The sequence below is a fragment of the Luteolibacter sp. genome (genome assembly GCF_039920825.1).
GTDB lineage: Bacteria > Verrucomicrobiota > Verrucomicrobiia > Verrucomicrobiales > Akkermansiaceae > Luteolibacter.
In genome coordinates this window covers 139,207-166,168 of record NZ_JBDSCX010000084.1, presented here as the reverse complement: position 1 = coordinate 166,168, position 26,962 = coordinate 139,207, and the positions used below count along the sequence as shown (strand labels likewise).

The following is a 26,962-nucleotide window of genomic DNA, read 5'->3' as shown; positions in this document are numbered from 1 at the left end:
ATTCACGATCTCTTGCTCAACCGGCAGGATGTCAAAACCCAAAATTTACTCATTCGGGAAATCCGAAGTCTGACAAGGTAGTTACAATTCCCATGGGATTCGTTCTTGCCATGACAGCATTTCAAATCCTATTCGTGTAATACCCTAATTCTGGAGATAGAAACCCATCTCGATCCCCCAGTCTTTGTCATATGGCACAAACCCATTGAAGTGCATCGCCAAAAGCCCGTCATGCGGCGGGATTCCGTGATTATTCTCTGCGTCTTTGCCGTGTCTCATAAACCACAGCCTCTTTTGAAGACATATTCCCAGACTCGCTGATGAAGCGACCTTGCAAAAAACGTCTCTAGTGAAAAACCCAATATGAAACCCAAATATAATACCTCGAAGCTCCGCAATCAAACATTCGGAGCATCACTTGCCACCATCGTTGTTTGCCTTTCAGGAGCCGCTCACGCGTCGACTTGGATTGGCGGCACCAGTACCGATTGGAACGACAACACCAACTGGTCCGGCGGTGGCGGCACCGGCGGCAGCAACGCGGTGATCAGTACGACGCCCGCCAATATTGCGACGATTTCCGCAAATATCCCCGCTACTCCGGTGGACATTCTGGTCGGTGATGGCGGAGGGACGAATGGCCAGTTGATTCACAATGCCGGAAGCGCAAATACCGGCAGTGGCAACTGGATGGTCGTGGGCCGCGGTGGCGGGACCGGTAGTTATAGCATCTCCGGGACGGCGGCCATGACTGTCGGCAACGTAGGCACCAGCGGAAGGCTTTATGTTGGTTCAGGGGGGGGCTCCACGGGGACGGTCAACGTGAACACTTCGGGTGCTGGTCAACTTATCGTCCGGAACGACACGATCATTGGCGAAAACGGGGGCACTGCCACGCTGAATATGACCTCCGGCCAAATAAGCACGGGGGGTTGGAATTTCTGCGGTAGTGGCGCTGGCACTCACGGCTTCATGAATGTCAGCGGGGGCACCCTCACCAACACCGGACGCTTTTATTTCGGTGAGAACGGCACCGCGACCGTAGTTCAGACCGGTGGCAGCGTGTTGAATTCCGACGAAGTGCGGATCGGCGAGGGAGCCACCGGAGTCGCCACCTACACGATCAGCGCAGGCACCTTCACGGCGAACAACTGGTTCCTTCTTGGTCGCAACGGCTCCCAAGGCACTCTCAATTTGAGCGGCAGCGGCTCGGTCATCAAAAATGGGAATTCCCCATTTGCGCTCGGTAACGACGCCACGGGTGGAAGCGGGACATTCAATCAGAGCGGCGGGACCATCACCACCGCCAGCGGTTCTCCCATGTACATTGGCAATGTCACCGGGAGCAGCCCGGGGATTTGGAACATCTCCGCAGGCTCGGCAACGATCGGCGGACAGGTGAGCGTCGGTGCCGCTGGCATCGGCACGTTGAACATGACCGGCGGGACGATCACCGCTCCCGGCAACGTGGTCGTCGCGGCGAACGGCGGTAGCACGGGAACGCTATCGTTGGCTGGGGGGACTCTCACTACCGGTAAAATCAGCGGCGGCGGAGGGACCGATGTCACCACTTTCGACGGGACTCAAATCGTCGTCAATACGCCCTCGACCCCTTTCATCGAGAATCTCGATACAGCGACGATCAATGCCGGAGGCCTGAAGGTGGATACCGCTGGTTCCATTGTCTCCGCAACCTCAGCCTTTGGCGGGGTCGGAGGCGTAGTGAAAAGCGGGGCAGGAACCCTGACCTTGTCGGGTAGCAACAGCTACACTGGCAACAACACCGTCAATGCGGGCACCCTTGTCGTCGGCATTCCGGGCAGCGGAAACAGCACGGTGAACGCGGGCAGTATTCTTATGACCGCCGCAAATGCGGGTACGGGAGCCATCTCCCTCGCTAACGGAACGATCCTCGGAGTTACGGCCCCGTACGCCGCCGCCCAGCTCATCCCGAGCGCCGTCACGTTCGGCACCAGCGCTGCCACCACCCTCAATCTGAACCGCGGGGACGTGGCGGGAACCAATCCCACCAACTCGATCCTCGACGTTACCGGAGCTCTCTCGGTCAACGGAGTGGTCACTGTCAATGTGACAGGTAGCAAGTTCCAAGCGGCCCCTATGCCGTTGGTCTCCTACAATGCGGGCAGCCGCAGCGGAGGCGGCAATTTCACCCTCGGAACCAAGCCAAACGGAGTCGTTGGCACCTTGGTGGATAACCCGAATTACTACGGACCGGGCTTGGGCTTGGTTTATTTCGACATCACCAGCGTCGCCCTGCCCGAATGGGATGGCACGAATGTTCCCAAATATGTGAAGACCGGCGACGTGACCAACGGCTCGTTCGACGTGGCCGTGACGGATGCGACCAGCATCGTGATCGGTCAGAAGGCATTCGGCGCTGGAATTCCAGCAGGTGCCACGGTGACGGCGATTGCCGGCACGACCATCACCCTCAATCTAGCGGCGACGGCGGATTCCTTCGCAATCCCCGTCACCTTCTCGAGTGGTGCCGGAACCAATGATGGGGTTTGGGATATCAACACCACCCAGAACTGGGTGGATCAGGTCACAGCCAGCCTCGCGGTGTATAAAGACCCGAATCCGGTGCTCTTCAGCGACCGCGCCACTGGGCCGACCGCTGTCACCCTCAACACGACGGTGAACCCGAGCGACGTGGCCTTCAGCAACAGCACTCTGGTTTACAGCCTGTCCGGAAGCGGCAAGGTCAGTGGCACTTCGACGCTTACCAAGTCTGGAACTGCGGCTCTCTCGATCACTACCACCAACGACTACACCGGTGCGACCACCCTTGGGGGCGGCACCACCACCGTAGCTACCTTGACCAATGGCGGCGTCGCCAGCCCGCTGGGTGCGGCGACTTCAGCTGCCGCAAATCTCGTCCTTGCCGGCGGCACATTGAATTATACCGGAGCCACCGTCTCCATTGACCGTGGATTCACCACGGGCGGACTCGATGGCGCCATCACCGTGCCTGGCGGAACCAATCTAACGATGACCGGACCGGTCGCCGGCGGCTTGGTCAGTAGTTTCAACAAGCAAGGTGACGGATCGCTCATTCTCACGAACAGCTCGGTCACGCTCGGCGCGGGCGGACAAGTCAACGAGGTTCTTGCCGGAACGCTGAAATTCAGTGGACCCGGTCAGGCGGTCTCGGTTCCCGGCGAGTTGTGGGTGGGATCGGTTCCCGCCGCTGCAGGCCATCTGATCGTTGACAGCGGTTCGCTGACTGTGGGCAGTTGGCTGACACTCGGTCGAGGCAATGGCGACACCGGATTGCTCAGCACCATCACAGCGACGAATTCGACGGTCGTTTGCGGCAACTTCAGCACGGGTTATGACAACGGCCTGCCGAACGACAGCGATCAGATCGTGACGTTGACCAACTCCCCGTTCACCACCAACGGCCAGACTCTGCTGGGTGAAAGCACGAATGCGACCACGACCATGACCATCGAGGGAACTTCGGTTTACACCGCCAACGGTCGATTCCTGACGGCCTTGGGCACGGGAAGCGCGTGCACCGTTACCATCAAGGACAGCGGGGCCCTCCATCACACGGCTGACTGGATGTCGGTCGGTAACAGTAACAATGGCGTTTGCACCATGACCGTGAAAGACAGTGGCAGCATCACATCCAGTGGTGACTTCAACGTCGGTGACACCGGTACAGCCAATGGCACGCTGATCCTCCAGAACAGCGCTTCGGTTGTCTCGACCGGGAACGTATTCATCGGCAAGAACGGAACCACCGGAACCGTGAACATGAGTGGATCCTCCACCATGACCGCCCCTGAGACCAATGTCGGTGGGGACATTAACTCCATCGGAGCCCTGAATATCGCGGGAACTTCTATCTTTACCTCCAACAACCGACTGCAAGTCGGTCCGGGAGCCAATTCCGCCGGCAATGTGCTCATCGAGGGTTCCGGTAGCTTGGTGGTCAACTCCTTTGTTTCGGTTGGCTTCAACGGTGGCGGCAACATGACCGTCAAAGACAGCGGATCCTTCTCCAACAACGATGATTTCTCTGTCAATGAAAACGGCAGCGCTGCAGCGGTGGTGACCGTTCAGGGCAACGGAACCTTCTCGACAGGAACTGCTGGAGGAGGAGCAACCCTCTATGTCGGTAGAAATGACAACAAAGTTGGAACCCTGAACATTCAGGGAACCGCTACGGTTTCTGCGGGTGGCACGGGTGGGGTGAGACTCGCCAACGGCACGGGTAGCACCGGCACGGTGAATCTGGATGGCGGAACGTTGGTTGCCAGGAGAGTCTCCGGCGGCAACGGCACTAGCACATTGAACCTCAACGGCGGCCTGCTGAAGGCTGGCACCGGGGCGAACCTTGACTTCCTGAGCGGACTCGGCACCGCGACAGTTGGCGCGGCCGGTGCATTCATCGACAGCAACGGCCAGACCATTGCGATTGGCCAAATCCTCACGAACGGTGGTGGTAACCTCACCAAACAAGGTACGGGCACCCTCCAGCTCAACGCGATCAACAGCTATTTCGGCTCGACCACGGTAGCGGCTGGCACTCTGGGAGGAACCGGAAAGGTGGCGGGTGAGTTGATCGTTCCTGTTGGCAGCACGATCGCTCCGGGCGCAGCGGGTGTCGGAACATTCACCGTTAACGATGCTTTGGCCATGGGCACCGTCATCGGTGGTACTTACGCCTGCGAAATCTCCGGTGCGACCGCCGACAACCTAGTCGTTGCCGATCTGTTGGACATCACCGGAGCGACGCTGAACTTCAGCGTGCTTGCCGCGCCGACGGCGACCTCTTATGTGATTGCGACCTTTGCGTTACGTTCCGGCACGTTCATCGAACAGAATGTGCCGGCGGGATTCCAAGTGGTTTACAATCCCACCAACATCACGTTGCAACTCATCCCGACCCCCTACACCACGTGGGCCGCCAGTTATGGGTTGAATCCGTTGACCGATGGTGCTCCCGGAGTGGATAAGGATACTGATGGCCAGTTGAACGGAATGGAATTCGCCCTTGGCGGATCGCCGATCAGCGGTAGCGACAATGCCAAGATCTACAACTTGGTGGCCGACGGTTCCGTCGATGGTGATGCAACGAGCGAACTGCTCATGACCATCGCGGTGCGGACTGGAACTCCGGTCTTTGCCGGCAGCCCGTCGCCAACCGCCACCATGGATGGTGCCACTTACACCATCCAAGGAAGCACGACACTCGGCTCGTTCACGACTGGAGTCACTCCAGTGGCCCCGGTGACCGGCGGCCTGCCGGCCGCACCGGCTGGCTACGTATACCGGACCTTCAGCCTTAATGGTTCCAACGGCACTCCGACCGCAGGCTTCCTGAGAGTTCTAGTGAATTTCTGAAGCTGGTTCGGTTGAAGGAAAATCTCCCCGGTCGCGCATCGTCGCGGCCGGGGTTTCCTCGAATTTTCTCCGGAGACTACCACCGCGATCTAACTGAAAACTCCGACCCGAATCCGGGCGGATGCAAGGTGTTGGGTTCGGAGTAAAGTCCGCTCTCCTGCAATTCGGCCGGAAACGGTTGGAAAGCAGTTTTTTCTCATTGTCCTAAACCCAGGTGAGAATTGTTCCCCGATCAGGCAAGCGATGCCTGAAACTCCGGGGCATGCTCGCCAATGAAGTAGAATTCCATGAATACCCAAATTTCGACTACTCGTGATTCTCTAACGAACCCGACCGCACGTCATGCCAACCTCTGGTTTGCCCGCCTCATTGCCGGTGCCGGTATGCTTGGTTCGAGTTCCGTCCAAGCTGCGACTTGGAGGACCACCGCTGCAACTACGGAGTGGAACACGTTTAGCAACTGGAGCGGAACTACCGGCGGCTCAGGACCTGTCATCGTCAACAGCATCCCGGCAAATGTCGCGACCATCACAGCAAACATTAATCCTATCCCGGACAACATCTCCGTTGGTTTCACCGCCGCCGGTCGGGTGAACCATCTGTCTGGAAATGCCTCGGTGGCTGCGGGCAATGACCTGGTGCTTGGCTATCAAGCGGGCGGCAATGGCACCTATAATCTTGCCAACACGGCGGGAACCGGAGGAAGCCTGACGGGCTTTGGCCAAGGTTCCGGGAATGTGACCATCCCGAACAGGGTCTCTATTGGCGGTTTTCTCGCAAGCGCGACCGGAACCATGAATATCCACACCAGCGGCACGTTTTCGGTCGGCACGCAGTTGCTGGTCGGAAATCTTGGCGGTGCCGGCACGGTGAAGATGGATTCCGGCACCCTTACGGTGGCGAATGATATGGAAATCGGCAACGGGGCCAATTCCACCGGCACCTTCAGTATGTCCGGCGGCACTGTCACGAAATCCAGCGCTGCCACCGCCGTGACCATCGGTGGCGGCTTGACCACCGACGGCGGAACAGGAACGGCGAATCTCAACGGCGGCACTTTCACCGCCGCCGGTAATTTCCGGGTCGGTCATAACCTGAATTCCCCCAGCGTTCCGCATTCAAACGGAACGCTGAATCTCGGCGGTACCAATCTCACCGTGAACGGCGAGTTCTGGGTGGCCAACAACACCGGTGCCACCGGCACGCTGAACTTCACCAGCGGCTCGATTACGGTGAACAACTGGTCGCTCATCGGCCGCAAGGACGACGCCAATACCGGCGTCGGAGCCATCGGCACGGTGACCATGTCTGGTGGCACTTGGACCAAGAATGGTGAGAGCAACTTCGTCGTCGGCGACACCGGGGCAGGGACCATGAATATGAGTGGCGGCCTGGTCATCGTCACTCCTCATGCCACGGCGGACCGAGGCGTCACTTGGATCGGCAACCGGAACAATGCCACCGGCTCGCTGACGATTTCCGGGACCGCCGAGTTCCGCAGCAGCCGATTCGTGCTGGGGGTCGAAGGCGGCACTGCCGGCACTCTCAATTTGACCGGTGGCACGTTAAAAACCTCGGGGTTGGTGGGTGGAGGCGGGACCAGCACGGTCAGCTTCGATGGCACCCAGATCATCGCGACCGCCGACAGTGGCGCGTATGTCGATTCCCTGACCTCCGCCACTCTCAACTCAGGTGGCCTGCGGGTGGATACAGCCGGATTCACCCTGACCGCCCCGCAGGCGCTCGTTGGCAGCGGCGGTGTGATCAAGACCGGCGCTGGCACACTCAGTTTGACCGGAGCGAACACCTACACCGGCAATCATACCGTGAGTGCCGGCAAACTCGCTGTTTCCACCGATTCTTTCGGCATTGGGAATTTCACTGTGGCAGCCGGAGCCGGCATGGGAGTGATCCAAAACTCGGGAAGCGCAACCCTAGCGGTGGCCCAAGTCACCCTCGGGACCACTGGCACAAGTTCCCTCGATATCGACTTGGGTAGCATTCCCAACAGTCCTTCCTCCCCCGCACTGAACGTCACGCAAACCTTCACCATCAATGGAAGCGTCAAAATCAACGTCGCCGCTCAGTCTCCGGTGGTCGGCGCGGCATTTCCGTTGATCCACTACGCCACGCCTAAAGTCGGCACCGGCACCATCACTCTGGGCACCCTCCCCAATGGCGTCAGCGCCACCCTTACCGACGACAACAATGGCCTGATTTCGCTACAGATCACCGCCATTAATTTTCCGAAGTGGACTGGTGCGCAAAGTGGAGTCTGGAACACCACCACTGAAAACTGGCAGGACATTCTGTCGGCGGCCTCCTTGGTCTACTCGAATCCCTTGCCGGTCGTTTTCAACGACGACCTCACGGGATCCAGTGCCGTCACGCTAAACGAGACCGTGACGCCGAGTGCCGTGAAGTTCAGCAATTTCACCGCCGCTTACAGCCTGACCGGAATCGGAAAAATCTCCGGAACCACCGGCCTGACGAAGGAAGGCAGCGCCGATCTCTCGTTGGGCACGGTCAATGATTACACCGGCGTGACCACTCTCACCGGCGGCAAGACCACGGTTGGAACCTTGACCAACGGCGGCGTGGCCAGCTCGTTGGGCGCTGCCTCCGCGGCGGCGGCCAACCTCGTGCTGAACGGGGGCTCGCTTGAATATACCGGGAGCAACGTCACCATCGACCGCGGACTCACCATCAACAGTTCGGGTGGCGGTATTTCGAATACCAACGGCCTCACCCTCACCGGAACGGTCGTCGGAATCCCCGGCGGCAGTTTCGCTAAGAATGGCGCCGGTTTGCTGAGCCTGGCCGGTGCTTCGGTCACCCTCGGCGGGGTCGGCCAAAACAACGATATTCTGGGTGGAACCTTGGCCTTCACCGGCCCGGGCCAAACGGCTTCGATTCCTGGGGCGCTCTATGTCGGTTCTGCTCAGAACGTTCCCGGTAACCTGCTAATCCAGAATAGCAACCTGACTGTCGGGGGCTACATCACGGTGGGTCGGGGAAATGGAAATACCGGAACGGTAAGCACGCTCACCGCCACCGGCTCTGTCATTCAGGTCGCGAATTTCAACAGCGGCAATGATTCGGGTTTTGCGAATGACTGCGACCAGACCATCACCCTGACCAATACCAATATGACCAACAACGGCTTCACCACGCTTGCCGAGTCGCAGAATTCCACGACCAACATGACCCTCGGTGGCACTTCGGTTTACACCGCCAGCAACCGCATGCAGTTGGCGCTCAACAATAGCGCCGTGTGCAATCTCACCATTCAGGACACCGCCAGCTTGGTTGCTAACGGAGGTTGGTTCTCCGCCGGAAATGACGGGACCTGCACCCTGACGGTCAAAAACAACGGAAACATCACCACGGGCAACATCGACTTCAACATCAGCGACGTCGGAACCTCCACCGGCACATTCAACATCCAGGACAATGCCACCGTTTCCGCGACCGGCATCATTTTCGTCGGCAAGAACACCGGCACCACCGGCACCTTGAACATGACCGGCGGCACTTTGAACTGCGCCACTTGGATGACCTCGGGGCGTTATGTTGGGGGGACGGGCTACTTCAATCTCAGCGCCGGCACGGTCAACCAGACCGGTACGGGGGCCGGGTTCATCGTCGGAGAAAACGGTACAGCCACTCTCACTGTCAGCGGCACCGGCACGCTCAACATCGATGGGGGCGGCCTCTACCTCAGCGCGGAAGGCCGCGGTACCAGTCACTCGGTGGCCAATCTGAATGGCGGCACGATCATAGCCAAACGGGTGGTGCAGCGGGACTTAAACCCCGCGAATTATACGGAGTTCCGCTTCAATGGTGGTATCTTGCGTGCTCACACCGGTGCGAGTCTTGATTTCATGAGCGATCACGACTTGGTCTCAGTGGATGCGGGCGGTGCCTTCATCGACAGCAATGCCCAGACGATCACCATCGCTCAAGCCCTCACTGGCAGCGGCGGTCTAACCAAGCAAGGTGCGGGCACGCTGACGCTTTCCGGAACCAATACTTACACCGGTCCGACGACTGTGAGTGCGGGCACCTTGTCGCTTTCCACCGCGTTCCTTTCCAACACCGCCACAGTCACCATCGCATCCGGAGCTGTCCTCAACCTGCCCTACGTTGGCACCGATACCGTGGCCGGGCTAACGATCAACGGCACTGCGCTGGCAATCGGCACCTATAACAGCTCCACCCACCCCGGCGCGATCTCCGGGACCGGACAGATCCAGGTCACCGGGGTCGTCGATACCTACGCCACCTGGGCCAGCAGCTACGGGCTCAACCCGCTTACCGACGGGGCGCGCTCCTTTGATAAGGACGGCGACGGGCAGATCAACGGCGTCGAATTCGCCCTTGGCGGCTCTCCGATCAGTGGCAGCAACAATGCCAAGGTGTTTCAGTTGGTAACCGACAGCAACGACGTCGGTACCGAGAAGGAACTGCTGATGACGATCGCCGTGCGCAGCGGGACTCCCGTCTTCACCGGGAGTCCCTCGCCGACGGCCACCCAAGAGGGGGCCACCTACACGGTCCAGGGCAGCACTAGCCTGAGTGGCTTCTCCACCGCCGCGACGGTGGTCGGCGTGATGCCTCCGCCCGCTCCGAATGCCACCGCTCCCTCCGGCTACGAATGGCGAACCTTCAGCCTCAGCGGCTCGAACGGCACGCCGAACAAGGGCTTCCTCCGGGTGATGGTGAACCAGTAACGCCTGCCACTTCCCAGCTCCACAAATGCGGCCGACTTGGCTCAATCCCTCAACAGGCCCGGATGCAAGTCGGGGCCTGTTTTTTGTGGATTTCTCAGTGGAATTCTGAAGAATCGCCCTTGGAGATTTTTATCCCAAAACCCAAACCCTAAATGATTAAAAGCATCCTTGTTGTCGGCTCCGGAAGTGCGGGGCTCATTGCCGCGCTGTCGCTCAAACGGAAGATTCCGGAAATCACCGTGCGTATTGTTAGGAGTCCGGAAATCGGCGTCATCGGCGTCGGCGAGGGCACCACTCCGAACTTTCCGGTCCACTTGTTCGAATACCTCGGGATTTCCCGCAAACGGTTTTACGAAATGGCCGGGCCCACTTGGAAACTGGGAGTGAAATTCCTTTGGGGACCGCGCAAGAGATTCGATTACTCGTTTGCTCCGCAGTTGGACGCGCATTGGTCGGATCTGCCCAAGCCACACGGGTTCTACTGCGACGATGAGTTTGCAGGCGTGCATCTCTCTTCCGCGCTGATGCGCGAAGATATGGTCTTCACCCGCCAGCAGAACGGCTGTCCGGATGTGCAGCCCTGGCATGCGTTCCACATCGAAAACAAGAAATTCGTCGATGTGTTGGAGGAGGTCGCTGTTGAGGTCGGAGTCGAGATTATCGACGGCAAGGTCATCGGCGTGGACCGCGGACCGCAAGGAGTGACCGCCGTGCATCTCGAAGACGGGCAGCGTCTGGAAGCGGACTTCTTTGTGGATGCCAGCGGCTTCCGCAGTGAGTTGTTAGGCAAGGCCTTGGAAGAGCCGTTCGTGAGTTTTGACAAGACCCTCTTCTGTGACCGCGCCGTGGTGGGCGGATGGGAACGTACCGACGAACCAATCCTTCCCTACACCACTGCCGAGGCGATGAACTCAGGATGGTCATGGCAGATCGAGCACGAGTTCCATGTGAACCGCGGTTATGTTTTCAGTTCCCAATTCATCTCGGATGACGAGGCGGCGGATGAGTTCATGCGCAAGAATCCGAAAATCTCCGGAACCCCGCGTGTCGTGAAATTCCGCTCCGGCTGCTACCGCAGATTGTGGGTGGACAACGTCGTGGCCGTGGGGAATGCCGGTGGCTTTGTCGAACCGTTGGAAGCGACCGCGCTGATGATCGTTTGCTCGCACTGCAAGACGCTGGTGGATTTCCTTCTCCATACCTCGCTCAAACCAACCAAGACGCTTCGCGATTTGTATAACGATTTGGTATTCGACACTTGGAAGGACATTCGCGATTTCCTCGGTCTGCACTACAAGGTGAACACCGCCATGGATACGCCGTTCTGGAAGCACTGCCAGGCGGATACCGATCTCAGTGGAATCGCCGAACTGTTGAAATTCTACGAGGAAAACGGTCCCACGGGATTCTGTCGCTATCGGATTCCAACGAGTCAAAGTGACTTTGGAATTGAAGGTTACTTCACGATGCTGGTGGGAAATAAAGTCCCGTATAAGAATCACCACAAGGCCACGCCGGCTGAGAGAGCCATTTGGGAAGCCCACCTGATGGAATTGAAGCAGCAGGCGAAGGCCGGCATCAGCGTCAAGGATGCCCTGGCTTACGTCCGCCATCCCGGATGGACGTGGTTTGCCGAACAGCCGGCAGCCTGATCTAACAAAATGGTTGCGGAGCCCCGCAAAGCGTCTCAGATTCCGAGGCGCTTTGCGTTGGCTTTCTTCCAGTCCTCGCCTAGTTCCTCCACCGACTTGCCGGTGGCGTCCTGCCAGATTTTTTCCGAGTAGGTTCCTTCGCGGGCGGCTGCGTTGAGTTTTTGGATGAATTCCTTGTCATGGGTTTCCACGATCCAGTTGAGGAAATTGGCGGAAATCCGATAGCTGCTGTCGAATTTGGCACCGCCGAAATTGCCCGCCGTGATTTCAGCGCCCTTGGATTTCGGCTCGTAGAGGAACCACCGGATGTAGTCTGCGATGGCTTCACCGACCCAGGTGGGTGTCTGGGTGGGGTGCTTGTTGATTTTTCCCGCGATCCAGTAGTTTTGGATGACGTGGACCATTTCGTGAATGACGCAGCCCTTCGCTTCGCCCTGGAGTTGGCTGCGGCAAAAGGAAGTGCTGATGGAGAGTTGGTTGCCTTGGGCGTAGGCGGGGACGCCGCTTGGCATGTCGTCTTTGAATGTAAGCTGAAAGGTGGAAGGGACTTGGTATTGATCGCTGGGGAGCATGTCCGCCATCTTGGGGTACCAGATCTTGACCATGGGGATGAGTTCGCTTTCCACCCATTTCATGAGGTCCGGGGCGGCGCTGGCATCAACGATGTAGGTGAATTTTTTGTCGGGTGACGGATAGGTTTTCACGATCTTCTCAACCACTTTGATGGCTTCGGGCGCGGGGCCTTTGGCATCGATGACGTCGATCTCGCTGAAAAAGGTGTTGGATTGCCCGTCTTGTTCCGTCGGTTTTTCGATGTCGAATAGCAGATAACGGAATTCACCCAGCGGGGCTCCGCGTGATTCTGAAATGGAGGCGGCGTGTTGGCCTCCGGTGCCTTTTTTTCGGGTGTCCACCTTGGCGACGGGCTTCCAGCCGGATGTTCTCGGGTCGGTGTCTCGCTTTGGCGCGTCCTTGAAGCCGGGCTCGTTGCCCGTCGCTGCATAGAGCTTGTAAACCTGCGGACCTCGGGAGCGGGGATGCCATGAGTAGGTCTGGATCGATTTGATGGAAACCGGCTTGCCCAGATCCACTTCGATCCGGCCGCCGTTGCTGCCGTTTTGGAAGAAGAAATTCCGGGTCGGCTCGTCGGCGTCGCCGGGGATTTTGCCATCGTGCAAGGCTGCCAGATCTCCGCCGTTTCCATCACGCTCGCCGTCCACGAGGGTGAAAGTGGCTGCCGTCGCCGCGTCGTTGGAAGCGGGTGGGGGAACGGGATCGAGCTTGAAGCCTTTGTCTGCCTCGCTGAAACCGATTTCAACTTTGACGGCTGCTTGGGCGAGTGGTGCCGCAAGGAGAGCGGCGACGATGGCGAACGGGTGGCGGGTTTTCATAATCGGGAAAAGTTGTTAGCGAAGGAATGCGGTGGCGCACCAGAGAATCGGTGCCTGACCGTGCAGGTCGCCGGTGGTGCGCGGACGGTTCAGGTAATAATCGCGGCTATTTTCCTTGTTGGTGCCGATGCAGACTTCGCGAACGTCGCCGTTGGGATCGATATAACCGGTGAGGGCGAGCCATCCTTTGCGGGCGGCAGGGCCATATTCTGGCGCATCGAGCCAGCCGTTTTTCACTCCGGTGATCATGGCGAAAGTGAACATGCCGGTGCACGAGGTTTCCGGCCAGGACGACGGATCATCGACGAGCTGACGCCACATTCCGTCCTCACCCTGGGTCTTGAGAAGCGTGGCCATCATTTTCCGATAGCCAGCGAGGATGGCCGGACGCTCGGGATGGTTTTCCGGCAGGGAACGGAGGAGTTCGGTCGTGCCGGCGGCCATCCAACCGTTTCCACGACCCCAGAAAAACGGCACGTCCGAGGCGTGGTGGAACAGGCCGTTAGGTTCTTGGAGTTCCTTGAGATAGGCCGTCATCTCCAGCGCCGCGCGATCGATGTATCGGGCCTCGCCGGTCGCCCGGAATGCCTGTGCCTGGGCTATTGTGATCATGAACATGTCGTCGATCCAGAACCGGGTTTGCCAGCTCAAGCCGTGGTCGATCCTATCACGGGTGATGGCATCGAATTTGGTCGAGCGTTCGGGAGTGGGTTGCCATTGGGCGTCGGCGAAACGTTTGCCGAGTTCGAGGCAACGCTTGTCGTCGCTCTGAATGGCGATCTCGCAGGCAAGCCCGCCGAAGAGGGTGTTGTCGACGTGATCCGGAGAAGGAACGAGCTTGGCTTCGTCACCAAACAGCGGCGAAAAGCGGGCGACGAGCGCTTTCGTCAGGTCCGGATTGTGGCTGGCTTTTGCGAAAGTCAGTGCTCCATACCAGACGCAAACTTCGGGGTAGGTGATGTGGCTCGGAGGTTTCGGGCTGCCGAAGTTGGTGTGCGGCATGGCCAGAAATCGTTCGGTGAGTTTTTTCCCGATTGCGAGAGGCGAGGCGGAGTCCGGCCATGATTCCAACTCCGCGGAAAATGCAGGCATGGCGGCGCATGACAACGCCAGAGTGATCAGGGTTTTGGAAAATATCATGGTGTGGGTTGTTTTTGATAGAGGCGGACATAGTCCACTTCATACCGCTGCGGGAATGGGGTTTTCGAGGGATCTCCACCCGCCCCGCCGATTGCGAGATTCAGTCGGAAATGCTGGGGACCGAGGAATGGATTGATGGCGGGGCCGTCCTGATTGATGGCAGTTGCCATCGGCAGGGTATTGAGAAGTTTGCCGTCCAGATAGATCGAAATTTTTTCCTGGTCCCACTCGGTGACCCAGAGATGGAATTTGTCGGCCCAAGTGTCGTTGTCGAATTTCTCGATCGGATGCTTGGCTGTGTTCCAATGATCGCGGCCCCATTGTCCGGCCCACACAAAATTCGCGAGAATTTTCCCGTCATAAAACTCCATGATGTCGATTTCACCGCCGTGGGGCCATCGTCCGCGTCCGGTGGTCCAAATCGCGGGCCAGAGTCCGGGCAGGGCTTTGAAGCGCGCCCGGACTTCCGATCGTCCAAAATGCCATTCGTTGTTGCCGATGGTGATCAACGATCCGGAGGTGTAGGTGCTGGCGCTCCGGGTTTTCCGCCAATCGCGTGAATCCGCAACGTGGCCGGGGTTTTTGATCTCTTCCTGACGGGCTTCGATCACCAGCAGACCATCTTTGCATTTCGAATTGTCCGCCTGATACCACTGAAGCTCCTCATTGCGTAAAAAACCGACCTCGGATTTCCATTTCGCGGGGTCAGGCGTTCCCTCGACATCAAATTCATCCGACCAAACCAAATGATAACCAAGATCCCGAGGGGGGGTGACGGGCTCGTCGGCATGGGCGGAAATGAGGCTGATCGCGATAACTGCGAAAATTCTGGAACAAGACATCGATCGGGGCTGGTGCGGTCAAAACGATCTTTGCGACCGCTTTTGTTTGGAATAACGAAATGGGAAGCGGTCTTTCTTTCGCGATTGGAGAATCCGGGGGAAATGGGCGAAATTAATCAAAACTTGGCTTGATTCCCCGGCTTCCGCCGTTAAAACCGCCGCCCCTTCATGTCCGACCCATCACGAACGCTTAAAGTCGCGATCCCCAAAGGCAGCCTTCAGGACCCGACCATCGAGCTCCTCGCCAAGGCTGGCTACGAGATTTACGTGTCGTCGCGGGGACTTCGCCCGAGTTCGAACGATTCCGAGCTCGATCTCTACATGATCCGTGCCCAGGAAATCGGCCGCTATCTTGGTCAAGGGTTCATCGATTGCGGGATTACCGGCTACGATTGGGCCTACGAAAACGGAGTCGATCTCGTCGATCTCGGCGAACTGCCTTATTCCCGCGCGACGACCCGCCCGACGAAATGGGTTTTGGTCGTGCCGGAAGATTCACCGATCCGAAAGCCCGAAGATCTCGAAGGCAAACGCATCGCCACCGAAGGTGTGGGAATTACCGAACGCTATCTCAAGGAGCGAGGAATCAACGCTGAAGTGGAATTTTCCTGGGGTGCCACCGAAGTCAAAGTCCCGGATCTCGTCGATGCGATCGTCGATGTCACCGAAACCGGCTCCTCGATCAAGGCGAACCGCCTGCGCATCGTTGATACGCTTTTAACCTCGTTTCCCCATTTTTACGCAAGTCCGGCCGCTGCCGCCGATCCTTGGAAAAAGGAGAAAATGGATCGCATCGCGCTCCTTCTCAAAGCCGCCCTCGCCGCCCGCGGCAAAGTGGGGCTGAAAATGAACTTTCCGAGCGCCCGTTTGCCCGAGCTTCTCGAAAAACTCCCGTCGCTCCGCCGTCCGACGATTTCCCAACTTTCCGAAGAAGGTTGGCTTGCCGTTGAGACAGTGATTGACGAAATCATCGTCAGAGACATTATCCCCGAACTGAAGCGTCTGGGGGCAGAGGGGATCATCGAGTATCCGCTCAATAAAGTCGTCCCCTAATCTTTCATCGTAACCTAACCCCGCAACCGCCATGGGCTCCATCAAGAAACGCCGTAAGACCAAGATCAATAAGCACAAGCGCAAAAAGCGCATGAAGCAGAACCGCCATAAAAAGCGTCTCCGCTACAAGTCCTAGTCCCTAGGATTGATCTGTTATTACTATCGCCAGAGACTCGCTTTCGGGTCTCTGGCTTTTATGCGTACAGCAAACTTGCCGGGTCATGAGTCTCCAAGTGGTGGTGAATTTCAACGTGATCGACGAATCCGAAGATTGGATCGTCGTGAACAAACCCGCGCCGCTGATTGTCCATCCGGCGAACTGCAAACCCGAGCCGACGTTGTTGGGTGGGTTGGAATCGCTGCTGGCCTTTGAAATCGCCAACGGGGCCACTTTGGGAATCGTCACCCGCTTGGATCGTGACACCAGTGGAATCGTTTTGGTCGCGAAAAATACGGAAGCAGCACGTCAACTCGGATGGATTTTCGAACGTCGCGAAGCGGAAAAAGAATATTTGGCAATCGTCACCGGATGGCCGGAGGAGGATCGTTGGGAGTGTGCCGAGCCGATTATCCGTGCCGGCGAGCGTGGTCCGTCGGAAATCTGGGTCAGGCAAGTGGTTAGTCCGCTTGGACGTGAGTGTTTGACTCGTTTTCAAGTGGAGCGTCGGTTTGAACGCGATGAGGGAAAATTCTCGCTGGTTCGTTGTTTCCCGGAAACGGGCCGCATGCACCAGATTCGGGTTCATCTGGCCAGCAGTGGATTCCCGATTGTCGGCGACAAGATCTACTCGGGAAATGGAGCGGGATATTTGGAGTGGATGGAAACCGGTTGGACCACCGAGTTGAAAAAACGGTTGATACTGCCAAGGCACGCGCTTCACGCCGCCGCACTGGAAATCGTCTGGTCGGGGAGTTTGATTCGCTGGGAGGCGGAGCTGAGTCAGGACATGCGGGAGTTTTTGGACGGGACGGAGATTTCAGCCACGCCTGGCGTTGTCATTTGGAGTCGCCATGACTAGCATGGGGAATGGCAATGCTGGACGAGTTGGTATCGTTTTTGGACCGTGAATTGAAAACAGAGTCGATTCAGGATTATTCGGGCGCGATGAACGGCCTGCAACTCGCCAACGGTGGTCAGGTACCGAGAATCATCGCCGCAGTGGACGCCTCGCTTCCAGTAATCAAGTCTGCTGCGGAAGGTGGGCCAGGGCTCCTCATCGTGCATCACGGGATGTTTTGGCAGGGCGTGCAGCCGGTTACTGGACCGTTTTACCAAAAACTGAAAATCGCCATGGAGGCGGGTCTCGCCATTTATTCATCGCACCTCCCCCTCGATATTCATCCTGAGTGGGGAAATAATATCCAACTCGCCAACGCACTTGGGATCAAGGAAATCGAGCCTTTTTGCGATTTGAAAGGACTTCTGGTCGGTCTTCGCGGCCGCTGGGAGGGGACTCGCAATGGCCTACAGGATGCCATGGAAGAGCTTTTGGGGGCGAAGGTTCACGTCTGTCCCGGTGGTGGGGATGGGGTTTCCAACGTCGGTCTGATCACCGGTGGTGCCGGCAGCGAAGTGGCAAAAGTCGCAGCTTTGGGAGTCGACGCCTTTATTACGGGAGAAGGGCCCCATTGGAGCTACCCGCTTGCCGAGGAGCTTGGAATTAATGTTTTCTACGGCGGTCATTACGCCACTGAAACCTTTGGAGTGAAGGCGATTGCCGACGTGCTTTGGCGGAAATTCAGTATTCCTTGGCAGTTCTTAGATCGTCCCACAGGGCTTTAGGTTCAAATTTTCCTGAAATGATCTGAAGAAGTCGCGTGTCATCCATTTGCCTGTTGAAAATCAGCTGACTCCACGCGATATAAGAGAAAATCGTCTGAGGATTGCCATGCAACTTGCAATTTGGCCAGTTCCAACGGCTTTTTTAAGCTGCTGATAGCACTCTATCTCATTAGTATCCAAAGACTTGATGGTATTTAAGAAATGTTCAAATAAATGCCGGAGTAAGTCAAAAAAGGCTTGCTAGGGATGGGAATGGAGGGTTTTATAGTCAACGTCATCGCGGGCATAGCTTAGTGGTAAAGCGCTATCCTTCCAAGTTAGACATGCGGGTTCGATTCCCGCTGCCCGCTCCAATCATTTTCCAGAAATTCCAGACCGCTTTAAAAATGAAAAAGACTCTTTGCTTCCTGATGTTCAGTGCCGCTCTCGGTTGGCTCTCGGCCAACGCTGCAGTTGTTATGGACTGCGCTGCTCTTTCAGTGTCTATCAAGAACTCGGTTGCCGCAGAGCAGTCAAAGGTCTTGGAAATCGTATCTAATGAAGTCACGGCGGCCCCTTCCTGTGCCTGCGAGATCGTCAAGGCTGCCATTGAAGGCTCGAATGCGAACGCCCAGACCGTGGCTGCCATCGTTGAATCTGCCTCGGTAGCGGCTCCGGATCAAATGCGTTTGGTTGCCCAGTGCGCTGTCGCCGTCGCTCCTGATGCATTGGGTGAGGTTCAAGCGGTAATTGCGAAACTTGATCCGAATCTCGGCGAATCCGGGTCGAGCGCAAAAAGCTCCAAAGACTCGAAGGCTCCTGTTGGCGAAGTGGCCGCAATGCCGAACCCGTTGGATTTCCCTGGTCAAGGCCCGGTTGGGCCAACTCCAGGCGGACCTGGTGGTCTGCCGCTCATTCCTCAATTGCCGCCTGTGATCATCGCTCCACCCAATGTTTCCGATGTTAATCCTGGCCATCACCATGGTGGCGGTAACAGTGGTAATGGTGGCGGCAACGGCGGCCACTAACTAGCTTGCCTGCGATTTTCGATTAACCATTGGCATAGTCCAAATTAAGTCACCCACCCACCATTACATGAAAAGTTACATACCCACCGGCCTGATCGGACTGTTGCTCGCGGGATCAGCGGCCGCCCAAGGACTTTACTACGTTGGCAGCGAGGCCAAGGAGTCGATCCCTCTCAAATGGATCGTTGGAGCAAGTGTCACCTATGACGACAACGTTTCCCCAGGCTTTGGTTCGAAAGAAAGTTCATTCGGAATAAGTCCATATGTGGGGCTTTCGTTTGTATCTATTACCCCTCAAACAACTTGGGACGTTTACGCTCGTCTGGGGTTGGTCTATTATTTTGATGCCCCTGATGGAATGGATGATGTGAACAGTGAGTCGCGCGCAGGGTTCAATGTGACCCATCGCTTCAACGAGCGGCTTCGCTTTACTAGCCGGAACTTCATTGCCTACGAATTGGAGCCGGATTATTCTTACGGTTACGCATCGTCACGCCAAACCAACGCGTATTTTTATTGGCAGACCGACAACTCCGTGGGTTATCGTTGGACCGAGCGGTTGGCCACTTACACTGGATTTAGCCTGACCGGAGCCAACTATGATGTTGCGAATAACGACCGCTTCACTTGGGAGTTGTACAATCAGTTTCGTTATCAGCTCACGCCTCAGACGGTTTTGACAACCGATTATCGGTATGCTCATACCACAGGTGACGGAGAGTCGTCTGATGCTGATGATCAATATATTCTTTTGGGTGCTGAGCATCGGTTCAGCCCGAACACCATCGGTATTATTCGTGGAGGTATCCAACTTCACGAAGTGGATGGCGGGGATTCGGCAAATAGCCCTTATTTTGAATTGGCATTGAACTCGCAGGTAAATCAACAGTTCAGCGTCCGTGCATTCACCCGTTATGGCATTGAAAATTATGACACTGTCCGGACCGATCCGAGTAACAGTTTCTTAGTTCAATTTGATGATCGGCGGACGCTTCGCTTCGGACTTTCCTCAGAGTATGCCTTCTCTCCTGTGCTGTCTCTCTTTGGTGGTGTGGACTACATTCCTTCCGACTTCCAGCAGGGGCAGGTGTTGCCTCCGAACGTGCCAGGCCCTGTAGGAGATTACTCGGAAGACCTCGTGAATACGTATATCGGTCTGTCGATGAAGATTAATGACGCCATCACCGGCACCGTTTCGTACAACTATACTCATCAGGATTCGGATTTCGCCGGCGAAACCTACAATCGCAACCGGATTAGCATTGGTGTGAGCACGGAGTTCTGATCCGAACCGATTTCAAAATAGTCGTATTTTAGTAAAATTATAAGTTGCTTGATTAAAAACTCCCGCAATGTTCTTCATTGCGGGAGTTTCTATTTCAATTGGAAATCCAAAGAAAACGTGAAACAATAGACCCAATGAACGTCTCATCCCAACAACCAAACGAGGCTGCCTTGCACGCGGTTGATTACTGGCAGGTCATAAAGAATCGCTATGGAATTATCCTTCTGACGCTACTTTTGGTGTTCATGACCGCAGCGGTGATCACCTATGTGATGCCAAAAAAATATGAGAGTGAGGCAACGATCGAAGTCAAACCTAGGTCGAGTGGGATGTCGCTCGGTTTTGGGATGGACAGATCGAGCGGCGCTACCATGACAGCCCAGTTTTTTGGGACGGAATTTGAAAAAATCAAGAGTAGCAACTCTCTTTCTAAAGTCGTTGATAATCTTGAATTAATGAATAAATGGGGAGTTAGTAAGGAAAATGCGATTCGAATTCTGAAGGGGATTGTTAACACCCAGAACATTCGGGGAACGGATTTGATTTCAATTCGTGTTCGCCACACCAGCAAAGAGGATGCACGGGACGTCACTGCTGAAGTGGCCAAGGCTTACAAGGATTATAGGTCTGAAATCGAGAACAAGGATTCAAGCAAAGCGTTGTATGAATTGAATAAAGCGGTCCGTGATCAGGAAGATAAAGTGGAGGAGCGCAGGAAGGTTCTAGCCACGATCGTTAGGACCAAGGGAATTATCTATAAAGGACAAGACTCTTTTTACGGACAGTCTGGAGTTGATGAGGATCAAGCCGCTCGGGGGGCGCTCCAAACCTACAACGATTTGCAAACCCAGAAGATGCAGCTCGAGAGCCAGATCAACAGTTTGTTGAAGTATAATAGCGAGGAGCTGTTGCGGTATGCTTCGGGTCTTGAATTGCCGGAAAACGTCATTCGTACTTTATACCCACAGTATCTTGAGGCAACGCGCGTTATCAGTGATTTGAAAATCAATGGATTGGGTGCAAACCACCCCCGCGTCTTGGCTGCCGAGGAAAATATCAGGAGAATGAAACAGCAGCTTGACGAGGGGGTTGTCAATTTGAGGGCTACGCTTCAGGTCCAGTTGAGCATGGCATCCGATCGATTGAAAAATGTCGAGATGATGAAGAACGATACCCATGAGGAAGCGATCAAAAGAGGCTTGGATGCTCAGGACTATGTCGATGCCAAGCGGGATTTTGAAACCGATCAGCAGTTGCTTCAGACCATGAAGCTTGAGCAAATCAACAAGACAATTACGGGTAAAATGCCGCCTGATAGTATTGTGGTTCATGAAGAGCCTCAAATCTCCGACAGCCCTGTCAGCCCGAACGTCACGCTGAACCTCGTTCTGGGGGCGGTTGTTGGTTTGATCTTTGGTGTGGGCATCGCATTTTTCCTGGAATATCTCGATACGTCGGTGAAGAGCCTCGAGGATGTTGAACGCTATCTTCAAGTTCCGGTGCTTGCTGTCATTCCCAAGGATGTCGGAGTGCTTCACAAGCAAAGTGGGATGAGCCCGGATGCGGAGGCCTACCGGATTCTTCGAACCAATATCGAATTCAACCGCAAAAATCCGGAGGACAATGCTATCACCGTGGTTTCGGGGGGGGCGGGGGAAGGGAAATCCACCACTCTTGTTAATCTTGCATATATTTGTGCGCAAGGTGGTTATACGACGCTGATGATCGATGCCGACTTGCGGCGGCCACGTTTGCACACCTTCTTTGATATCAATAACTCGGTGGGTCTTACCAATTATCTGACGACCGAATTGATGCTCGAGGACGTAATTCTTCAAACTCCGGTTGATAATTTGTATTTCATGCCCTCCGGGATTCTTCCTGCGGATGCAGCGGGAATCCTGAACTCTCGCCGGATGTCGGAATTGATTCAAGACGTGAAGCAGCGCTTCGATCTGGTGCTTGTGGACAGTCCTCCGATTCTGGGCGTCAGCGACGCATCAGTTCTGGCAAGTGAAGTTGACCTTACGATGATTGTGGTTCAGCATCGGAAGCTTCCAAGAAACATGCTGCTTCGCGTCAAGCAAGCGGTTGAAAACGTGGGTGGCAATGTGATTGGGGTGGTGTTGAACAATGTGGATGTCCGCAGCGACAGCCAGTATCAATACTACACGAGCTACTACACCTATTATGCCCCTGCCGAATCTCAGATCGGACCTCCGGTAGGCGCGTCCTCAGCACCTTCGAAGCCTCAGCCGGCGCCTCGCGGCAATGATTCGGAATTGTACTAATCGTCACTCTATATCACGTTATGAACTTTAAAAACCTATTGCGGGCTTTGTTCGCCCTAATTTTTATCTCGGCTACTGCTTCGGCTCAGATCCAAGCTGGAAAGGCGATCAATATCACGATTTCAAATGTGCCTTCGGAAGACAAGGCGCAGGTTAACGGCGTTTATCCTGTGTCGGACAATGGTATGATCAATATGCCGATGCTTGGACAAGTTCATGCGGCCGGGATGAGCAACGCTGCGCTACAAAGTTCACTGGAGTCGCTTTATAAGGGCAAGGGAATCTACACAAACCCCACCATTCAGGTAATTGTCAGCAATCAAAACGGCAACGTGGTTGCGGAAACCGTGACTGTGGGTGGCTTTGTGCGCCAACCGGGCCCCGTCCCATATGCAAAGGAACTGACCCTTTGGCAGGCGATTCAAGCAGCCGGAGGTGCCACCGAATTTGGAAGCATGCGCAGAGTGAAATTGTTCCGTGACGGGAATCAGAAGACATATGATGCGACCAAAGCCCAATTTATGTCGATTCCCTTGCAGCGGAATGACACTATCGAGATTCCCCAGAAAACCCCTTGGGGCACCTGAGTAATTATTTTGAAAATATCTGGATTGGAGTGAATTCCAAGCCAAGTGCCGAGTTAGACATGAAGCGCCAGTTATCCTCAATTTGGATCAATTTGGCGTCTTTGATGCTTTTTTCCTCGGCGACAACTGCCGTCGAGTTGCCACAGAAGGAATATAAGGCCCTAGGTGACAGCGAATTCCGCATTCGGGAAAATGCCCAAATGGAGCTCTTGGCTTGGGCCAGACTGCAACCCGGACCAGCGATGGACGAGTTGCTTCAGCAGTCGAGAATTTCCAAAGATCCCGAAATAAGGCAACGCTGCGTGGCGATCCTTCGAGAGTTGGTCATGGACAAATACATGAGCGAGGGGCAAGGGTTTGTTGGCATTCGAAGGGAAAACAAGCTTGCTGATATTCCAGGGAAACCGGATCCGTGCCATGCAGTTCTTGTGACCGGTGTGAACCGTGGGACGCCAGCCGATCATGCGGGAATTCACCTCAATGATCTAATCGTTTCCTTGAATGGGGCAACTTGGAGTGAACCCACGGCGTCGGATGATTTTGCGGAACAAATTGCCGCGACGAAGCCAGGGACGAAAGTGACATTGAAAATTTTTCGGGATGGCAAACTTTTTGACATAGACCTTGTTTTGGCGAGGCGTCCCCTGAGCGCAACTTTAAGGTTTTTTGACGGACAGGAATCGGATCCTGAAGCGGCGGAACGGGCAGCAATGGAAGCATATTTCCGGGAATGGCTCAGTGAGAGAAAGTTGCGGGAATGATTCTGCTTCTGCGTTTTTAGAAATCGACAATGGCGAAAGTCGTGGCACTTTCTTGAAATATTCCAAACCCCGTCCCGTTTGAATTTCATGACAATTTCCTGGTTTAGAAAAGCCGCATCCGCCGCCGCTTTGGTGGCGATTTCCTGCTCGGCGTGCGCCCAGCAGGCAGACTTCAATGAAGTGGGGCGGCAGATGGCCATCATGCTTCAAAACAGCCATTTCGCGCGATTGCCCTTCAATCCCGAGCTTAGCCATAGGTTTTTGGATGATTATTTGAAGGATCTTGATTTCCAGCGACTGTATTTCACGCAGGAGGATGTAAATGGATTCAATGCGAAATACGGTGACCAGTTGCATACGCTCTTGCTGCACGGGAATAGTGTTCCTGCGGCAACGGAAATTTACCGCGTTTTCCAACAGAGGGTGGAGCAACGCGTTGCTCTCGCCGAGAAGCTTTTGAAGGGCGATGACTTTGATTTCACAACAAACGACTCGGTTATGATGAGTCGCAAGGATGCGCCTTGGCCTGCCAATGAAAAGGTAGCCGCCGACCTTTGGCGTCTCCAGATCAAGGAAGCGGTTTTGGGCGAAACCTTGCGACGTGAGTTACTGGCAAAGCTTTCAAAGGAACAGGGTAAGCCCGATCCCGGAATTGCGGATCGCAGCCCGAAGGAAAAAGTCTCACTTCGTTACAAACGCTTTCTGAGCAGTGTAAAGGATGTGGATGATGAGGAAATTGCCAATTATTTCCTCAGTGCCGTTGCGAGTGCTTATGATCCACATACGGATTACATGAGTTTTCGCGAAATGAGCCGCTTCAAGGACGGCATGAAGAATGAACTCGTTGGAATCGGTGCGTTGCTCCAAGGCGAGGAAGACGGTGCCACAAAAATCAAGGGAATCGTGGTCGGCGGCCCTGCTGATCGCGAAGGTGTTCTCAAACTGAACGATCGTGTAGTTGCGGTCGATGCCCTTAATACCGGCAAGCCGGAAGACATGATCGATATCATGTTCATGAAAATCGACAAAGTTGTCGATTTTATCCGGGGCCAGGAAGGCACCGCTGTTGCTTTGAAAGTGGAACCTGCGGGTGGGCCCGCTGGAGAAACAAAAATCGTGGTGATCCAGCGTGGCAAGGTCGAGATGAAGGACGAGCAGGCCAGTGGTGAGGTCATTGAAATGAAGGCCGAAAACGGAACCCCCCATCGGATGGGAGTGATTACTCTTCCATCCTTTTACGCCGACTTCGATGAAGGCAAGATCCGCTGCTCCGTCGATGTGGAACGTATCCTGAAGCGCTTGATAGATGAGAAAATCGACGGACTGATTCTCGATCTCAGGGGAGATGGTGGTGGTTCGCTGGAGGAGGTTCGCCGGATGACCGGGTTCTTCATCGACAGTGGTCCGGTCGTTCAGGTGAAAAACACGCTGGGCCAGGTGCAAGTCAAGGATTCCGATAGCGGCAAGGCGATGTACACCGGACCGATGGTGGTGATGATCGACAAGAGCAGTGCTTCGGCCAGTGAGATCTTGGCAGGTGCGTTGCAGGATTTCAATAGGGCTGTCATCATCGGTGATTCATCCACTTTTGGCAAAGGAACGGTTCAGCAGCCGATGGATATTGGACGCATGTTGCCTCTATTTGCTGCCAGGAATCGGGCCGGCTATTTGAAGGTCACCATTCAGAAATTCTATCGGCCGTCAGGATCATCGACCCAAATGGACGGTGTAGTGCCTCAAATCATTATCCCTAGCCTATCAGATGCCATGGATGTTGGGGAGCATTTCCTGGATCATTCTTTGGAACATGATCGGATTCGTCCCGCTGCGAATTTCAAACCGCTTGATGTCCAAGGCTTGTTCATTCCAAGATTACAGGAGTTGAGCTTGGAGCGGCGAAAGGACAATAACGATTTTACCTATGTGGTTGAGGATGTGTTCAAGGCAAAGAAGAGGTACCAGGAAAACGTGATTTCACTTAACAAATCGACGCGTGAAAAGGAACTGGCAGAATCAGACACATTGCAGAAAGAACGGAATGTGGAGCGTCGGATTCGATTCGGCAAAATGGCCGAGACGGACAAGAAAGAACTGACTTTTTACAAACTCACCCTCGAGGATCTTGAGAAAGGCGCGGACCTCAAGCCGTACAATCCGGCTGACGAAAACGGAAGTTTCATGCGCCGTGCCAAGGACGAGACTGCGGAATTGGACGAAACTCCCAAATGGCCGACCGGCCTTGATCCTCTGAAGCGGGAATCGCTTGCCGTGTTGAGGGATTTGGCGGACCTCACTGAGAATGCCCGCCTCGCGGGGATGTTGAAAGGTGCCTCGGATATCCGCTGATGTCGGACGTTGCGGGGAATCTAGCGGATGTTTTGCTCAAGGTCGATGCCGCGGTTGCGCGGAGCGGTCGGAGGCATGGATCGGTTGACCTGATTGCCGTATCGAAGACTTTTCCCGGAGATGCAGTTCGGGAAGCCTTTGATGCCGGACAATTGCTTTTCGGCGAGAGCAAACTCCAGGAAGCCGAGCCAAAGATCGCGGCGTTGCCCGGCTTGCTGCACTGGCATTTCATTGGCCGTGTCCAGCGCAACAAGGTGCGGAAGCTGCTCCAGAATTTTGAAGTGATCCACGCCATTGATTCGCTGAAGCTTGCTTCATACTCCGATGAAATTGCCGGTGAACTCGGACTTTTCCCCAAAGTTTTCCTCCAAGTGAACATCGGCGGCGAGAAATCCAAAGGTGGTTTCGAACCGGATGTCCTGCTTACAGAAATGGAGAGCCTGCTGAAACTGAAACGCCTCGAAATCATCGGCCTGATGTGCATCCCCCCCGACGGACCTGATAGCGAATCCGCGAGACCTTGGTTCGCTTCTCTTAGGAAGCTGCGGGATGCTTTGGAAACCGACTTCGGCGTAACGCTCCCGGCGCTTAGCATGGGAATGAGCGGCGACTACGAAGTGGCGATCGAGGAAGGGGCCACCCATGTCCGTGTCGGCTCAGCGATTTTCGGGAAACGCTCCTATCGGGTGGACGGCGAACTCGGATAAAGGCAAGG

General features: G+C 55.5%; 17 protein-coding genes and 1 tRNA gene. 15 read left to right on the top strand and 3 right to left on the bottom strand.

Going from position 1 to position 26,962, the window contains the following annotated elements; translation table 11 throughout:
- The first annotated feature begins 363 nt into the window (after positions 1 to 363).
- From ABIQ96_RS24640 to ABIQ96_RS24630, 3 genes are all read left to right on the top strand, one after another.
- The gene (locus tag ABIQ96_RS24640; protein WP_348217316.1) at positions 364 to 5,376 is read left to right on the top strand and encodes an autotransporter-associated beta strand repeat-containing protein; all 5,013 of its coding nucleotides are present in this window, start codon (positions 364 to 366) and stop codon (positions 5,374 to 5,376) included.
- A gap of 287 nt (positions 5,377 to 5,663) precedes the next feature.
- Entirely contained in the window at positions 5,664 to 10,109 is a 4,446-nt protein-coding gene (locus ABIQ96_RS24635; protein ID WP_348217315.1) for an autotransporter-associated beta strand repeat-containing protein, read from the top strand.
- Between the two features lie 152 nt (positions 10,110 to 10,261).
- The gene (locus ABIQ96_RS24630; RefSeq protein ID WP_348217314.1) at positions 10,262 to 11,761 is read left to right on the top strand and encodes a tryptophan 7-halogenase; all 1,500 of its coding nucleotides are present in this window, start codon (positions 10,262 to 10,264) and stop codon (positions 11,759 to 11,761) included.
- Between the two features lie 35 nt (positions 11,762 to 11,796).
- Here the strand turns inward: ABIQ96_RS24630 and ABIQ96_RS24625 are convergent, their stop codons facing one another.
- The 3 genes from ABIQ96_RS24625 to ABIQ96_RS24615 are packed head-to-tail and all read right to left on the bottom strand — an operon-like array spanning position 11,797 to position 15,134.
- Entirely contained in the window at positions 11,797 to 13,152 is a 1,356-nt protein-coding gene (locus ABIQ96_RS24625) for a basic secretory protein-like protein (protein ID WP_348217313.1), read from the bottom strand.
- A gap of 15 nt (positions 13,153 to 13,167) precedes the next feature.
- A complete protein-coding gene (locus tag ABIQ96_RS24620) occupies positions 13,168 to 14,292 on the bottom strand; it encodes a glycoside hydrolase family 88 protein (RefSeq protein ID WP_348217312.1) in 1,125 nt (374 codons plus the stop codon).
- Entirely contained in the window at positions 14,289 to 15,134 is an 846-nt protein-coding gene (locus ABIQ96_RS24615) for a glycoside hydrolase family 16 protein (RefSeq protein ID WP_348217311.1), read from the bottom strand. Before ABIQ96_RS24615 ends, ABIQ96_RS24620 begins: the two co-directional genes overlap by 4 nt.
- A 168-nt stretch (positions 15,135 to 15,302) precedes the next feature.
- On the opposite strand from ABIQ96_RS24615, the gene hisG reads away from it, so the two are divergent.
- The 12 genes from hisG (at position 15,303) to ABIQ96_RS24555 (ending at position 26,954) form a co-directional block, all read left to right on the top strand.
- Complete coding sequence (gene hisG, locus ABIQ96_RS24610; RefSeq protein ID WP_348217310.1) at positions 15,303 to 16,187, top strand: ATP phosphoribosyltransferase; 885 nt, start codon at positions 15,303 to 15,305, stop codon at positions 16,185 to 16,187.
- Between the two features lie 31 nt (positions 16,188 to 16,218).
- Positions 16,219 to 16,323 (top strand): AURKAIP1/COX24 domain-containing protein, encoded by a 105-nt coding sequence (locus tag ABIQ96_RS24605; RefSeq protein ID WP_200267957.1) that lies wholly within the window; start codon positions 16,219 to 16,221, stop codon positions 16,321 to 16,323.
- An 85-nt stretch (positions 16,324 to 16,408) separates the two neighbouring features.
- Positions 16,409 to 17,206 carry an RNA pseudouridine synthase gene (locus tag ABIQ96_RS24600; RefSeq protein WP_348217309.1) on the top strand — a complete coding sequence of 266 codons (798 nt, stop codon included), beginning with the start codon at positions 16,409 to 16,411 and terminating at the stop codon, positions 17,204 to 17,206.
- A gap of 8 nt (positions 17,207 to 17,214) precedes the next feature.
- Positions 17,215 to 17,970: a Nif3-like dinuclear metal center hexameric protein gene (locus ABIQ96_RS24595; protein ID WP_348217308.1), complete on the top strand. Its 756-nt coding sequence runs from the start codon at positions 17,215 to 17,217 to the stop codon at positions 17,968 to 17,970.
- 279 nt (positions 17,971 to 18,249) lie between these two features.
- Positions 18,250 to 18,323: transfer RNA gene (locus ABIQ96_RS24590), tRNA-Gly, on the top strand.
- Entirely contained in the window at positions 18,294 to 18,977 is a 684-nt protein-coding gene (locus tag ABIQ96_RS24585; protein ID WP_348217307.1) for a hypothetical protein, read from the top strand. The genes ABIQ96_RS24590 and ABIQ96_RS24585 overlap by 30 nt, the downstream gene beginning before the upstream one ends.
- A gap of 67 nt (positions 18,978 to 19,044) precedes the next feature.
- Complete coding sequence (locus ABIQ96_RS24580) at positions 19,045 to 20,262, top strand: hypothetical protein (RefSeq protein WP_348217306.1); 1,218 nt, start codon at positions 19,045 to 19,047, stop codon at positions 20,260 to 20,262.
- 134 nt (positions 20,263 to 20,396) lie between these two features.
- On the top strand, positions 20,397 to 22,553 hold the full coding sequence (locus ABIQ96_RS24575; RefSeq protein WP_348217305.1) for a polysaccharide biosynthesis tyrosine autokinase: 2,157 nt from the start codon (positions 20,397 to 20,399) through the stop codon (positions 22,551 to 22,553).
- Positions 22,554 to 22,573: 20 nt separating this feature from the next.
- A complete protein-coding gene (locus tag ABIQ96_RS24570; protein ID WP_348217304.1) occupies positions 22,574 to 23,140 on the top strand; it encodes a polysaccharide biosynthesis/export family protein in 567 nt (188 codons plus the stop codon).
- Positions 23,141 to 23,169: 29 nt separating this feature from the next.
- Positions 23,170 to 23,901 (top strand): PDZ domain-containing protein, encoded by a 732-nt coding sequence (locus tag ABIQ96_RS24565; RefSeq protein WP_348217303.1) that lies wholly within the window; start codon positions 23,170 to 23,172, stop codon positions 23,899 to 23,901.
- Positions 23,902 to 23,988: 87 nt separating this feature from the next.
- A complete protein-coding gene (locus ABIQ96_RS24560) occupies positions 23,989 to 26,247 on the top strand; it encodes a carboxy terminal-processing peptidase (RefSeq protein WP_348217302.1) in 2,259 nt (752 codons plus the stop codon).
- A complete protein-coding gene (locus tag ABIQ96_RS24555; RefSeq protein ID WP_348217301.1) occupies positions 26,247 to 26,954 on the top strand; it encodes a YggS family pyridoxal phosphate-dependent enzyme in 708 nt (235 codons plus the stop codon). The genes ABIQ96_RS24560 and ABIQ96_RS24555 overlap by 1 nt, the downstream gene beginning before the upstream one ends.
- Positions 26,955 to 26,962 lie beyond the last annotated feature (8 nt).

What these genes read in the sequence shown, in the direction of transcription:
- ABIQ96_RS24640 (WP_348217316.1), top strand. Translation starts at nt 364, where the DNA reads ATGAAACCCAAATATAATACCTCGAAGCTCCGCAATCAAACATTCGGA.
- ABIQ96_RS24635 (WP_348217315.1), top strand. Translation starts at nt 5,664, where the DNA reads ATGAATACCCAAATTTCGACTACTCGTGATTCTCTAACGAACCCGACC.
- ABIQ96_RS24630 (WP_348217314.1), top strand. Translation starts at nt 10,262, where the DNA reads ATGATTAAAAGCATCCTTGTTGTCGGCTCCGGAAGTGCGGGGCTCATT.
- ABIQ96_RS24625 (WP_348217313.1), bottom strand. Translation starts at nt 13,152, where the DNA reads ATGAAAACCCGCCACCCGTTCGCCATCGTCGCCGCTCTCCTTGCGGCA.
- ABIQ96_RS24620 (WP_348217312.1), bottom strand. Translation starts at nt 14,292, where the DNA reads ATGATATTTTCCAAAACCCTGATCACTCTGGCGTTGTCATGCGCCGCC.
- ABIQ96_RS24615 (WP_348217311.1), bottom strand. Translation starts at nt 15,134, where the DNA reads ATGTCTTGTTCCAGAATTTTCGCAGTTATCGCGATCAGCCTCATTTCC.
- hisG (WP_348217310.1), top strand. Translation starts at nt 15,303, where the DNA reads ATGTCCGACCCATCACGAACGCTTAAAGTCGCGATCCCCAAAGGCAGC.
- ABIQ96_RS24605 (WP_200267957.1), top strand. Translation starts at nt 16,219, where the DNA reads ATGGGCTCCATCAAGAAACGCCGTAAGACCAAGATCAATAAGCACAAG.
- ABIQ96_RS24600 (WP_348217309.1), top strand. Translation starts at nt 16,409, where the DNA reads ATGAGTCTCCAAGTGGTGGTGAATTTCAACGTGATCGACGAATCCGAA.
- ABIQ96_RS24595 (WP_348217308.1), top strand. Translation starts at nt 17,215, where the DNA reads ATGGCAATGCTGGACGAGTTGGTATCGTTTTTGGACCGTGAATTGAAA.
- ABIQ96_RS24585 (WP_348217307.1), top strand. Translation starts at nt 18,294, where the DNA reads ATGCGGGTTCGATTCCCGCTGCCCGCTCCAATCATTTTCCAGAAATTC.
- ABIQ96_RS24580 (WP_348217306.1), top strand. Translation starts at nt 19,045, where the DNA reads ATGAAAAGTTACATACCCACCGGCCTGATCGGACTGTTGCTCGCGGGA.
- ABIQ96_RS24575 (WP_348217305.1), top strand. Translation starts at nt 20,397, where the DNA reads ATGAACGTCTCATCCCAACAACCAAACGAGGCTGCCTTGCACGCGGTT.
- ABIQ96_RS24570 (WP_348217304.1), top strand. Translation starts at nt 22,574, where the DNA reads ATGAACTTTAAAAACCTATTGCGGGCTTTGTTCGCCCTAATTTTTATC.
- ABIQ96_RS24560 (WP_348217302.1), top strand. Translation starts at nt 23,989, where the DNA reads ATGACAATTTCCTGGTTTAGAAAAGCCGCATCCGCCGCCGCTTTGGTG.
- ABIQ96_RS24555 (WP_348217301.1), top strand. Translation starts at nt 26,247, where the DNA reads ATGTCGGACGTTGCGGGGAATCTAGCGGATGTTTTGCTCAAGGTCGAT.